The organism is Mycobacterium sp. NGS29 (genome assembly GCF_059812965.1).
The window spans coordinates 257,671-269,604 of the sequence record NZ_JCALDR010000004.1 but is presented as its reverse complement, the minus strand read 5'-3'; the positions used below and the strand labels follow the sequence as shown (position 1 = coordinate 269,604).

10 protein-coding genes are annotated in these 11,934 nt (G+C 67.1%); 2 read left to right on the top strand and 8 right to left on the bottom strand.

Annotation, left to right across the window (positions count from 1 at the left end):
* Positions 1-33 precede the first annotated feature (33 nt).
* The gene (locus AC5Y5Z_RS07830; RefSeq protein WP_463826935.1) at positions 34-513 is read right to left on the bottom strand and encodes a dihydrofolate reductase; all 480 of its coding nucleotides are present in this window, start codon (positions 511-513) and stop codon (positions 34-36) included.
* On the bottom strand, positions 510-1,310 hold the full coding sequence (locus AC5Y5Z_RS07825; RefSeq protein ID WP_463826936.1) for a thymidylate synthase: 801 nt from the start codon (positions 1,308-1,310) through the stop codon (positions 510-512). Before AC5Y5Z_RS07825 ends, AC5Y5Z_RS07830 begins: the two co-directional genes overlap by 4 nt.
* 151 nt (positions 1,311-1,461) lie before the next feature.
* On the opposite strand from AC5Y5Z_RS07825, the gene AC5Y5Z_RS07820 reads away from it, so the two are divergent.
* Entirely contained in the window at positions 1,462-2,199 is a 738-nt protein-coding gene (locus AC5Y5Z_RS07820) for a dienelactone hydrolase family protein (RefSeq protein WP_473139918.1), read from the top strand.
* A 3-nt stretch (positions 2,200-2,202) separates the two neighbouring features.
* On the opposite strand, the gene AC5Y5Z_RS07815 is transcribed toward AC5Y5Z_RS07820, so the two are convergent.
* From AC5Y5Z_RS07815 to AC5Y5Z_RS07805, 3 genes are read right to left on the bottom strand one after another with little or no spacing between them, the layout of a single operon-like run.
* Positions 2,203-3,291 carry an acyl-CoA dehydrogenase family protein gene (locus tag AC5Y5Z_RS07815; RefSeq protein ID WP_499924429.1) on the bottom strand — a complete coding sequence of 363 codons (1,089 nt, stop codon included), beginning with the start codon at positions 3,289-3,291 and terminating at the stop codon, positions 2,203-2,205.
* Positions 3,288-4,469: an acyl-CoA dehydrogenase family protein gene (locus tag AC5Y5Z_RS07810; RefSeq protein ID WP_499924427.1), complete on the bottom strand. Its 1,182-nt coding sequence runs from the start codon at positions 4,467-4,469 to the stop codon at positions 3,288-3,290. The genes AC5Y5Z_RS07815 and AC5Y5Z_RS07810 overlap by 4 nt, the downstream gene beginning before the upstream one ends.
* A complete protein-coding gene (locus AC5Y5Z_RS07805) occupies positions 4,466-5,233 on the bottom strand; it encodes an SDR family oxidoreductase (protein WP_463826940.1) in 768 nt (255 codons plus the stop codon). The genes AC5Y5Z_RS07810 and AC5Y5Z_RS07805 overlap by 4 nt, the downstream gene beginning before the upstream one ends.
* Positions 5,234-5,335: 102 nt before the next feature.
* On the opposite strand from AC5Y5Z_RS07805, the gene AC5Y5Z_RS07800 reads away from it, so the two are divergent.
* Positions 5,336-5,662, top strand: coding sequence for a PE-PGRS family protein (locus tag AC5Y5Z_RS07800; RefSeq protein ID WP_463827171.1), 327 nt, complete (start codon positions 5,336-5,338; stop codon positions 5,660-5,662).
* Positions 5,663-5,670: 8 nt separating this feature from the next.
* On the opposite strand, the gene AC5Y5Z_RS07795 is transcribed toward AC5Y5Z_RS07800, so the two are convergent.
* The 3 genes from AC5Y5Z_RS07795 to AC5Y5Z_RS07785 form a co-directional block, all read right to left on the bottom strand.
* The gene (locus AC5Y5Z_RS07795) at positions 5,671-8,922 is read right to left on the bottom strand and encodes an acetyl-CoA carboxylase family protein (protein ID WP_499924426.1); all 3,252 of its coding nucleotides are present in this window, start codon (positions 8,920-8,922) and stop codon (positions 5,671-5,673) included.
* Between the two features lie 20 nt (positions 8,923-8,942).
* Positions 8,943-10,073 (bottom strand): PPE family protein, encoded by a 1,131-nt coding sequence (locus AC5Y5Z_RS07790; RefSeq protein WP_499924424.1) that lies wholly within the window; start codon positions 10,071-10,073, stop codon positions 8,943-8,945.
* A 190-nt stretch (positions 10,074-10,263) separates the two neighbouring features.
* Positions 10,264-11,805 carry a class I adenylate-forming enzyme family protein gene (locus AC5Y5Z_RS07785; RefSeq protein WP_499924423.1) on the bottom strand — a complete coding sequence of 514 codons (1,542 nt, stop codon included), beginning with the start codon at positions 11,803-11,805 and terminating at the stop codon, positions 10,264-10,266.
* Between the last annotated feature and the right edge of the window lie 129 nt (positions 11,806-11,934).

Sequence of the window (11,934 nt, the reverse complement as noted above, 5' to 3'; positions counted from 1 at the left end):
GAGGCGACCACGTCAGACGCGGCGGGCCGGCAGTTACGGCCGTATATAGCTGTGGAACCGGTACCGCAATCCTTCGCGGCTGACCAGCCATTCCCCCGTTGTACCCACCCACGCCTCGTCGAGCAGGGGGGCCAGCGCGTCTTCGTCGTCGCGCGGCAGTTCAATATCGACCTCGGTGACTTCACACCGGGTGGCCAGCGGCAACGCCAGCGCATAGATCTGCCCGCCGCCAATTATCCACGTGTCGTCTGCGGTCAACGCCTGGTCCAACGATCCCATCACTTGGGCACCGTCCGCGGTGAAGCCGGCCTGGCGGGACAGCACGATGTTGCGGCGCCCCGGCAACGGCCGCACCCGGGCGGGCAGCGAGTCCCAGGTATGCCGACCCATCACCACCGTGTGCCCCATCGTCAGCTGCTTGAACCGGGCCAGGTCCTCGGGCAGGCGCCACGGGATGTCGCCACCGCGGCCGATCACACCGGACGTGGATTGCGCCCAGACCAGGGCCGTCATACAGCTACAGGTGCTTTGATTGCCGGGTGCGGGTCGTAGTTCTCCACGACGACGTCGTCATAGGTGTAATCAAAGATCGAATTCCGTTGTTTCAGAACAAGTTTCGGATAGGGACGAGGTTCGCGGCGCAGCTGCAGCGCCACCTGTTCGACGTGATTGTCGTAGATGTGGCAGTCCCCACCGGTCCAGACGAACTCACCGACCGCCAGTCCGGCTTGAGCGGCCATCATGTGGGTGAGCAGCGCGTAGCTGGCGATGTTGAACGGCACCCCGAGAAACAGGTCGGCGCTGCGCTGGTAGAGCTGGCAGCTCAGCCGGCCGTCGGCCACATAGAACTGGAAGAACGCGTGGCATGGCGGCAGCGCCATCTGCGGGATGTCGCCGACGTTCCAGGCCGAGACGATGATGCGCCGCGAGTCCGGATCGGTACGCAGCAACTCCAGCGCGGCACTGATCTGGTCGATGTACGCACCATCCGGCGTCGGCCAGGACCGCCACTGGACACCGTAGATCGGGCCGAGTTCTCCTGTGTCGCTTGCCCATTCGTCCCAAATGGTGACGCCGTGCTGGTGCAGCCAGCCGATGTTGGACTCACCGCGCAGGAACCACAGCAACTCATACACCACCGACTTGAAGTGCACCTTCTTGGTGGTGAGCAGCGGAAACCCGGCCGACAGGTCGTATCGCAGCTGCTGGCCGAACAGGCTGCGGGTCCCGGTACCGGTGCGGTCGGATTTGGCCGTCCCGGTCTCGAGGACTAGGCGCAACAGATCCTCGTAGGGCGTCGCAACAGGCACGCGGTCAGGATAGCGGCGATCGCAAGCGCGGCGAAGCCGGGCGCCGCGGGTCGACGCCATAGATGACGCGGCGATCGCAAGCGCGGCGAAGCCGGGCGCCGCGGGTCGACGCCATTGGATACGTGGAAGCGTCTGGAGTAGAACGGGAGCCATGCCGAAAATCACTGATAGCGTCACCACTCCCGACGGCACCTGTCCGGTGCGCTTCTTCACGCCCGACGGCACGGGCCCCTGGCCCGGCGTGATCATGTTCCCCGACGCCGGCGGTGTGCGCGACACCTTCGACGAGATGGCGGCCAAGCTGGCCGGATTCGGTTACGCCGTGCTGCTTCCCGACGTGTACTACCGCGAGGGTGACTGGGCCCCGTTCGACATGACGAGCGCCTTCGGCGACGCCGAGGAACGCGCCCGCATCATGTTCATGATCGGCACCTTGACGCCGGACCGGATCACCCGGGATGCCGGCGCCTACTTCGACTATCTGGCGAGCCGTCCCGAGGTCACCGGGGATCGCTTCGGCGTCTGCGGCTACTGCATGGGTGGCCGCATCTCGGTGCTGCTGGCCGGACGGCTGCCGGAGCGGGTGGCTGCGGCGGCATCGTTCCACGGCGGCGGTCTGGTGACGGACAACGAATACAGCCCGCACCTGCTGGCCGACCGGATGAACGCGGTGGTGTATGTGGGCGGCGCCGAGAAGGACCCGTCGTTCACCGCCGATCAGGCCGAACAGCTCGGCAAGGCACTGACGGCCGCGGGCGTGCGGCACACCATCGAGTGGTACCGGGCCGGCCACGGGTTCGCGGTACCCGACAATGGCCCCTATGACGTCGCCGCCGCCGATCGGCACTGGGCGGCGTTGAGGGAGACCTTCGAATCGGCGCTCAGTTAGCAGTCAGCTGACCGGCAGGTCGACCAGTTCGGCCAGGCGCGACCGGTGCCGGTACTCGGTGCCGAACGCCAACTGGTCGCTCTTGGCACGCTTGAGGTACAGGTGCGCGGGATACTCCCAGGTCATCCCGATGCCCCCGTGCAACTGCACGCACTCCTCGGCGGCATGCACGACCGCGCCGCTGCAGAAGGCCTGCGCGACGGACGCCGCGACCGCCGAATCCTGATCACCGCGGGCATTCGTGTCGGCAGCGTAGCGGGCTGCCGACGTCGCCGAGCTCACCTCGAACCACAGATCGGCCAACCGGTGCTTGATCGCCTGATACGACCCGATCGCACGACCGAACTGCTTGCGTTCCTTCACATATCGCAGTGTGGTGTCGAAACACCACTGCATCAGCCCGAGCTGCTCGGCGGCCAGCAACGCCACCCCCAGCTGTAACGCCGCGGTGATCGCATCCGCCCCCGCGCCGACCCGCCTGGACGCGGCACCGGAAAATCGCACGTCGGCAAGGGGTCTGGTCATGTCGAGGGCCAGCACCGGCGACACGTCGACGCCGGTCGCATCCCGCGAAACAGTATGCAGCTCAACGCCATCGACCCCGGCGACCGGCACCACAAGCACGTCGGCTTCAGCAGCGCCGGCGACAGTGTTGACCACGCCGCTCAGCCCGTCGGCGCCCGGCAACCCCGTGACCGCATCCCACGGCGCGGTGGTCAGCGGCACCACCAGTGCAGCAGTGACCTCGCCGCAGGCCAGCGCGGACACCGTCTCGGTGTCTCCGGCCGTCAACAGCGCCACCGTCGCGACTACCGCGCTGGACAGGAACGGCACCGGAGCGACGGCCCGGCCGATCTCCTCCATCACCACCGCGGCCTCGCGTGCGCCGGCACCCGCCCCACCGAGCGATTCCGGTACCAGCAGGCCCGCCACCCCCAGCTCCGCGGCCAGCGTGCGCCATACCGGTGAAAAGTCTTGCGGCGGAGAATCATAGGACTTGGTGACGATTTCCGGCGGGCACCGCTCGGCGAACAACTGCCGAACGTTCTCGCGCAGTGCCTCCTCGGTGTCGGAATACAGCAGGTCTGTCATCGGGGGATGTCCTTCCAGGCGACGTCCTTGTCGACGCGGTGTTCCCCGGGCAGACCCAGTACCCGCTCGGAGACGGTGTTGCGCAGGATTTCCGACGTTCCGCCTTCGATCGAGTTGCCGCGAGCCCGCAGGTAGCGATATCCGGGGCCGCGGCCGGTCAGGTCGACCACTTCCGGGCGGCGCAGCGTCCAATCGTCGTAGCGCAGCCCGTGCTCACCGTGCAACTCGACTTCGAAACCCGAAATCGCTTGGGCCAGTTCGGCGAACATCACCTTCATGCCGGCGCCTTCGGGCCCGGGTTGCCCGGCGACCGCTTGCTGGCGCAGCCGTTCGCCGCTGAGCCGGAAGACTTCCGCGGCCACCCATAACCGCATCAGTTCGTCGTGCATTGCGGGGTTGCGTAGCCCGGGCCGGTCCCGCCAGGCCCCGGTGACCTTGCCGATATGACCGCCTTCGCGCGGCACCCCGGCCCGCGTGCCGATTGCGACGCGTTCGTTGTTCAGTGTGGTTGTGGCAACCCGCCATCCGCCCCCTACCGGACCCAACCGGTTGGCGTCGGGCACCCGGGCGTCGGTGAGGAACACTTCATTGAACTCCGCCTCGCCGGTGATCTGCCGCAGCGGCCGGATCTCCACCCCCGGTTGCGTCACATCGCACAGAAAGTATGTCAGGCCAAGGTGTTTGGGAACGGTGGGGTCGGTGCGGGCGACCAGGATGGCCATGTGCGCATGCTGGGCCTGCGACGTCCACACCTTCTGTCCGTTGACAATCCATTCATCGCCGTCGCGTACCGCGCGGGTGGCCGCGGCGGCCAGGTCTGATCCCGCTCCCGGTTCACTGAACAACTGGCAGTAGATCTGCTCACCGGTGAACAACGGGCGCAGAAACTTTCGTTTCTGCTCGTCGGTACCGAACGCCGCGATGGTCGGCGCCGCCATCCCCATGCCGATGTAATTCTTCGGGGTGCCGCCCACCGGTGCGCCGGCCGCGGCCAGTTCCAGGTCGACCTTCTCCTGTGCGGCCCGGGGCAGGCCGAGCCCGCCGAAGCCCACCGCCAGGTGCACCCACGCCAGTCCGGCGTCGTATTGAGCGCCGAGGAATTCCCGCGTTTCGGTGCTGGCGGGAGGGTGCTGGTCGAGTAACTCCTGCACCCGTTGGGCCAGGTCCTCGCTGATCATCTGGCCTGAAATCCCTGCGCTGCGCCCAGCAGCAGACCACCGTCGATCACCATGGTCTCGCCGGTGATCCAGCTGGCGGCATCGGACACCAGGAACGCCACCGCAGCCGCGACGTCGTCTGGTTCACCGATCCTGCCCAGTGCGATGGAACTGGCCAGCGGATCTTCGTGGTCCTTCCACAGTGCCTCGGCGAGCTTGGTGCGCACCACGCCCGGACAGATCGCGTTGACCCGTACCCGCGGCGAAAGTTCAAGTGCCAGTTGCTTGGTCACGTGGATCAGTGCGGCTTTGGTGGCGTTGTACATGCCCATGGCCGGCGACTGATGCATGCCGCCGATCGAAGCGGTGTTCACGATTGCACCGCCGTGCTCACCCATCCCCGATTTGACGACGAGCGACGTCCACAACAACGGCGCCCACAGGTTGACGTCGAAGATCTTGCTGAACCGAGCGTGGTCCTGGTCGATCAGCGGTCCGTAGGCCGGGTTGGTACCGGCGTTGTTGATCAGGATGTCCACCCGGCCGAAACGCTCGAGCGTGAGATCGACGCACCGGCGCGCGGCGTCCTCGTCCACGGCGTGCGCGCCGACGCCCAGCGCAGTCCCGGCGACCTCCGCTGCCGCCGCCTCGGCCGCTTCCTGCTTGCGCGCGGTGAGGACGACGTTCGCGCCGGCCGCGGCGAGCTGTTGCGCGATCGCCAACCCGATGCCGCGGGAGGCGCCGGTGACGATAGCGGTGCGGCCGGTCAGGTCTGTTGAAGTCATGGTGGGAACGCCTTCTGTCGCTTGGAAGTAGGGTTGCGATCTGCGAGGTTTGAATTTGCGCACGCGTGGTATGCGAAACGCATGTTATCGAAATTCATTTCACTGAAACCACTGGTGGTGGCCGGGGCCGTCGCTACGGCGATCGCTGCGGCGCCACTGGCCTCCGCCGACGTTGTCGCGTCGGGGCCGGGCGCTCCCAGCACCGGCATCACCCACTTCATCCCGCTTGACCCCGGCGGCGGCGGTTGCGACCCGAACGGCAACTGCGGCTCCGGCGGCGTCAACGGCGGACCTGGTGGCGGTCCTGGCGGTCAGGGCTGCATTCCGGGTGTCGGCTGCGGCGAGGGTGGCCAGTTCTTCGGTCCGAACGGGATTCCCGGCGGCGAAGGCTGTCTGCCCGGTGTCGGCTGCGGCTCTGGACACGGCTAAACGCATCCTCACCCTCGGTGGCCCGGGAGCCTGGTGATCCAGGCCCGTGTCGCCGCGGGATCGACGACGTCGTCCAGTTCGAACGTGGTGCCCGCACGCAACGCCTTGCCGTGTTCGTACGCGGCTGCGACGAGTTTGTCGAAGAGTGCTTGCCGCTCTGAGTCGTCAGCGGCGGCGGCGAGTTCCTTGGTGAAACCAAGTCGCACAGCACCTTCCAGCCCCATACCGCCGATCTCCCCGGTCGGCCACGCGATCGTGAACTGCGGCGCGTGGAACGATCCGCCGGCCATGGCCATCGCACCCAGTCCGTAACCCTTGCGCAGGATGACCATGCCGAAGGGCACCGTCAACTGCGCGCCGAGAATGAACATGCGGCCGAAACGGCGCACGGCAGCTTCCTTCTCTGCTTCCGGGCCCACCATGAATCCCGGTGTGTCGCACAGCGAAACGATCGGCAATCCGAACGCGTCGCACCTCGACAGAAAATCGCCGGCCTTATCGGCGGCTTCGGCGTCGATGGCACCGCCGAGGTGGTGGCTGCTGTTGGCGATCAGCCCGTATGCCACGCCCTCGACACGCACCAGTGCGGTGACGATGCCGACGCCGTACTCCGGCCGCAGTTCCAGCACCGACCCGACGTCCGCGATCGAATCGATCGCCCGGTGCACGTCGTAGGCACGTAGCCGGTTCTGCGGCACCACTTGCCGGGCAAGCCGAGGATCGGGCGCCTCCCAGTCGCGGACGTCACCCTGGAAGTACGACAGATAACGCTTGGCCAGCGACACGGCATGCGACTCGTCGCGGGCCACCAGACTGACCACGCCGTTGCGCCGCTGCACCTCGATAGGTCCGATCGCCTCCGGGGGGTAGACCCCGAGCCCGCCGCCCTCGATCATCGCCGGCCCGCCCATGCCGATGTTGGCATCCGGCGTAGCGATGATGACGTCACACACCCCGGCCAGCGCGGCGTTGCCGGCGAAGCAACGCCCGGACACGATCGACACCAGCGGGACGCGCCCGGACATCTCTGCCAGCACCCGGAACGTCGGCACATCCAGCCCGGCGTGCCCGCCTACGTCGGTGTCTCCGGGCCTGCCGCCGCCGCCTTCGGCGAACAGCACCACCGGCAACAGTTTCCGGACTGCCAGGTCGAATACACGGTCGGTTTTGGCGTGATTGCGCATGCCTTGCGTCCCGGCGAGCACGGTGTAGTCGTAGGACACCACCACCGCCTCAGCGGCCTCGCGCCCGAAGGTATCTGCGCCGATGGTTGCCAGGCCTGCCACCAGGCCGTCCGCCGGAGTGTTGGCGATCAAGTCCTCCTCGGTACGCCTGCTGCGCTGAGCGGCGATCGCCAGCGCACCGTACTCGATGAAACTGCCGGGATCGACCAGGTCGGCGATGTTCTCGCGGGCGGTCCGCCGGCCCTGCTTGTGCCGTTTGGCCACTGCCGCGTGGCGGGCCTCGTCCAGAGTCATCGCATGCCGCCGCCGCACCTCGTCGAGATCAGCCCGGGGGCGGTCGAGATCGACTGCGGCTGAGCTGGATCCCTTGTCCGCACCAGCTCCGGCGCCGGCGAAGACCACGAGCGGGTCGCCGGTGCCGACGACCTGACCCGGCGTAACCAGGCTGCGAACCGTCCGCAGCGACTGCGGCGCCACCAGCGCGTGCTGCATCTTCATCGCTTCGAGCACCACCACCTGACCGCCTGCTGCCACGTCCGCTCCCTCGGGAACCACCTCGATCACCGTGCCGGCCAGTTGGGCACGCAACACTTCTTCACCCGGGTAGAGCTCGACATGGGTGTGCTGGTGCTGCTGGTGTGGCTTCACGGCGGCCGTCAGCTCGGGGAGCTTGTCGTCGAGCAGGCTCGTCGATGCCGTACCGGATTGAAACTGGCTGTCGCACATGAGTTCTCGTAGTAACTCGATGTTCGTGCCGACGCCTTCGATGCTGAACTCCGCCAACGCAGTGCGCGCCTTTCGGACCGCGGCGGAAAACGACGAGCTCCGTACATGGGTGACGACCTTGGCGAGCAGCGAGTCATAGCTGGGGCTCAACACCAGGCCCGCGCGGCCGTAGGTATCCACCCGCACCCCTGGTCCGCTCGGCGGCGAGAATACGCTCAGGGTTCCGGTAGCCGGGAGGACGGAACCGTCGGCCCCGAAAGTCTCTGCGTTGACCCGGGTTTGAATTGCGATACCTGTCCGCGCCGCAGGCTCGCCGATCACTTCGATGCCATCCGAGCCGATTCCGGCCGGCAGACCCAGCTCGTAGAACGACGCGCCGCCGGCGATGGCCAACTGCACTGCGACCAGATCGACCCCGGTCACCTCCTCGGTGACGGTGTGCTCCACCTGGATCCGTGGGTTGACTTCGAGGAACACGAATTCATCACCGCTGAGCAGGAATTCGACGGTGGCCACACCACGTAGCCGCGCCCGCGCGCACAACCGGACCGCTGCCTCGTGCAGACTGCGCCGCAACTGGTCGGAGAGCTGTTGTGCAGGAGCGATTTCGATGAGCTTCTGAAAGCGCCGCTGGATGCTGCAATCCCGGTCACCCAGGGCCAGCGCACGCGTCTGGTGACCCATCGGCGCGGCAACGATCTGCACTTCGATGTGCCGTGCGGTGGGCAGCACCGCCTCGGCGAACAAGCTCGAATCGGCGAAGCCCAGCTGCGCCTCCGCGGCGCATTGCCGAAAGGCAGCGTCGATCTCATCGACGCTGTGTACCTTGCGCATGCCGCGGCCGCCGCCTCCGGCCAGCGCCTTGATCATGATGTCGCCGTCCTGGGCGGCGAAGAATTCGCGGATGTCCTGGATGCTGCTCGGCCCGTCGGTAGCCGGAAGCACCGGCACGCCGGCATCGGTTGCGGCGGCGCGTGCCGATGACTTGTTGCCGACCAGGTCCAGCACTTCGGGGGCGGGCCCGACGAACGTGCGCCCCGCGGACGCGCAGGCGCGGGCGAAATCTGCGCTCTCGCTGAGGAATCCGTAACCGGGATGAATCAGTCGCGCACCACAGCGTGCTGCCGCGGCGAGGATCGACTCCCCGTCCAGGTAGGCGGATACCCCGTTGCCGGGCAAAGCGATTGCTTCGTCGGCGGCGTGCACGTGTGGACTGTCGGCGTCGTCGGCGGCATAAATTGCCACCGTCCGGATACCTAATTCGATTGCGGTGCGCACGATGCGCAGGGCGATTTCGCCGCGGTTGGCGATGAGCAGCGTCGTGTGGTCATCGCGCGGTGGTGGCCGCATGGGCCAAGCCTACGGACCGCTCAGAAGACACCCTGGGTGGGCATCACGATCGGCTTGACGCCGTACCGCGGCACTGACCCGCGGCCGGATCCGTGCGCGACTGCCACCATGCCGGGAGCTACCGACGGCTCTTCATCCTCGTCGCCAACCGTCCAGCCGGTGGCTTCCACGGCCGGGCGCTCGGTGGTCACCGGCGCGGCGACCGGCCAGTTCGCCGGCACCGACAATTCGCCGACGAGCAGGGCTTTGCCCAGGTGAGCCACCGGCGGCGCGCCCGCGTTCATGGAGCGCGTCAACGGCGCGGGCCGGATACCCGAATCGGCCGCGCCGGCAATGGTTTCGATCTCTTCCTCGTCGTCGCCGCCCATCGGCCAGCCGACACCGTAGTCCCAGTAGGTCGCTCGCTGGTGGTTGAGCGATTCGACCCACCAGAGGTCGGCGCGATCGAATGCGACCAGCAGCTCCATCCAGTTCGAAGCCTCTGCCGCGCCGGGGGCCGCGAGACCGGTGACTGCCTCCGGACCGCTGGCGATCAGGCCACGGAGCTCCGCCGGACCGGTGGCGGCGGCCTGCCCCACCGCGGCGGCCTGCGCAACGGCGGCGGCCTGGTTAGCGGCCCCGGCCGCATCGGCGACGGGCGCCGGGTCGGTGAGGGGATTCAGTTTGGCCGCCGCGGCCGAGCTAGCGGCGTAGCTGTACATCGCCGAAGCGTCCTGGGCCCACATTTCGCAGTAGCGAGCCTCGGTGGCGGCAATGGCCGCCACGTTGTGCCCGAACGTGTCGGTCGCTACCAGTCGGGCAAGCAGCGCGCGGTTTGCGGCCACCTCGGCGGGTGGCACCGTCATGGCATATGCCTGCTCGAAGGCCGCCGCGGAGGCCATCGCCTGCGTCGCGGCGAAGGCCGCGCATTCGGAGGTGTAGGACAGCCACGCCACGTGGGGCTGCACTGCGGCCGCCATCAGCAGCGACGCAGTACCCGTCCACTCGTCGGTGATCAACCGGGTGATGACCGCATCGAAGGAGGATGCTGCCGCGTTCAACTCCGAGGCGATGCCGTTCCACGCGCCAGCGGCCGCGAGCAAGGGCGAAACGCCCGCGCCGGAGTACATGCGGGCGGAGTTGACCTCCGGCGGCAGCGCTCCAAAATCCACTAGGCAGGTCCCATCCCGGTCGAGGCCGCGGCCGTCGACACTCCCCCAGGCATCTACGTCAGCAACAATCTTCCGTCAGCGACAGTCTCGTCGCCGGACTGCGGCCCTAACTCATGGCAAATTCTAATGAACACAACGGTTGCCGTAATTACCTGGTGACGGGTATCATCCCGCCGTCTTTTCATGCGAGTCAGCGCAACGCCGGTCCCCACTGAACCTGCTCGCGGAGTCGACCTTTGAGCAGTTTGCCACCTGCATTGCGGGGCAGCGGCGTCGTCACGACGCTGACGTACTGCGGTATTTTGAAGTCGGCCAGCGAGTTGCGGCAGTGGTCGAGGACCGCGGCCACATCCACCTGTTCTCCGCACAGCACGGCACCGACCTTCTCGCCCATGACCTCGTCGGGCACCGCGAGCACACAGGCGTCCAGGACACCGGGCGCTCCCAGTAACGCCGCCTCGACCTCGACGCTGGAGATGTTCTCCCCACCGCGATTGACGATGTCCTTGAGCCGGTCGACGATGTGCACGCGGCCGGCGTCGTCAACTCGGACCACGTCGCCGGTGTGCAGCCAGCCGTCCACGACGGTGGCGGCGGTGGCCTCCGGGCGGTTCCAGTATCCGGCGGTGATGTTGGCGCCCCTCGTCACCAACTCGCCGACGAGACCGCCCGGCTTGTCCTCGAATGGGATCAGGCCCAGATCCACCGAGGGAACCGCATAACCGACCGAGTCCGCGTGCTCGATCGCCTCCTCGTGGGGCAGGACGGTCATCAGCGACGCACTCTCGGTCATGCCGTATCCGTTGAACACCCTGGCTTTTGGAAACGCCGACTTGACCGCCTGCACCAACGCGGGCGCGATCGGTGCGCCGCCGTAACCGGCCCAGCGCACACCGGACACATCCGTTGCGCCAAAGTTTTTGTGCCGCAACAACAGCGAGTAGATGGCAGGGACGGTGACCAGGACCGATATCCGCTCGGCAGTCAGGGTGTCCATCAGCTGTTCGAGATTGAGAGCGGCCATGATCACCGCCGCCCCACCCAGCCGAGTCGCGGCCAGAAGCTGTGAGTTGCAACCTGTTACGTGAAACAGCGGCACCGAAATTAAGGTGCGCAGATCCGCACCGATGTCTCTGGGCTGTTGCAGGCATCGGACCGCATTCTCGGTGTTGGTCATAAATGCCTCGTGCGTGGTCGGTACCCCTTTGGGATGACCGGTGGTGCCCGAGGTGTAGAACAACGCGGCGACATCTGTGCTGGTGAGGTGTTCGGTCACATAGGGCGAACCGTCAGGCAACGGTGCGTCCCCGGCAAGGTCGACATGGGCTCCGGCATCGGACAACACGAAGTCGACCTCCGGCTGGGCAGAGCGCGTATTGACGGCCACCGCAACGCCTTCGGCCATCACCGTGCCCCAGAACGCCAGCACCCACTTCACCCCCGCGGGATAACGCACCGCGACGCGCTCGCCTGGTTTCAGACCGCCCGCTCGCAGCCCGCCGGCTACCCGTGCCGCACGGTCCCACAGCTGGCGATAGGTCAACCGTTGCGAACCGAGTTCGATCACGGCTTCGCTGTCCGGGTGGGCGTCGACCTGCTCGGCGAGCATGTCCAACAGGGTGGCCGGGAGGTCGTCGTAGTGCGGGACGCCGCGCGCATCCACCGACACCCCCGTTCGCGGGAATGGGTTGTGGCTGCGCGGGATTTCGATGACGGGGGCAGTGGTGGGCATGCCCGGACCTCGCTCTCGGTGGTCCTGAATGTCGACGATCGCGGATTCCGCCATCATGCCCGAGGCATCCTCCGGTGTCGACGCCGACTCTCAGCCTCACAGCTACGCTGTGCTTGATTCTGTTGCAGC

Excerpts from the sequence above, each read along its gene's own strand:
- AC5Y5Z_RS07830 (WP_463826935.1), bottom strand. The coding sequence starts at position 513 with ATGACGGCCCTGGTCTGGGCGCAATCCACGTCCGGTGTGATCGGCCGC.
- AC5Y5Z_RS07820 (WP_473139918.1), top strand. The coding sequence starts at position 1,462 with ATGCCGAAAATCACTGATAGCGTCACCACTCCCGACGGCACCTGTCCG.
- AC5Y5Z_RS07815 (WP_499924429.1), bottom strand. The coding sequence starts at position 3,291 with ATGACAGACCTGCTGTATTCCGACACCGAGGAGGCACTGCGCGAGAAC.
- AC5Y5Z_RS07810 (WP_499924427.1), bottom strand. The coding sequence starts at position 4,469 with ATGATCAGCGAGGACCTGGCCCAACGGGTGCAGGAGTTACTCGACCAG.
- AC5Y5Z_RS07805 (WP_463826940.1), bottom strand. The coding sequence starts at position 5,233 with ATGACTTCAACAGACCTGACCGGCCGCACCGCTATCGTCACCGGCGCC.
- AC5Y5Z_RS07795 (WP_499924426.1), bottom strand. The coding sequence starts at position 8,922 with ATGCGGCCACCACCGCGCGATGACCACACGACGCTGCTCATCGCCAAC.
- AC5Y5Z_RS07785 (WP_499924423.1), bottom strand. The coding sequence starts at position 11,805 with ATGCCCACCACTGCCCCCGTCATCGAAATCCCGCGCAGCCACAACCCA.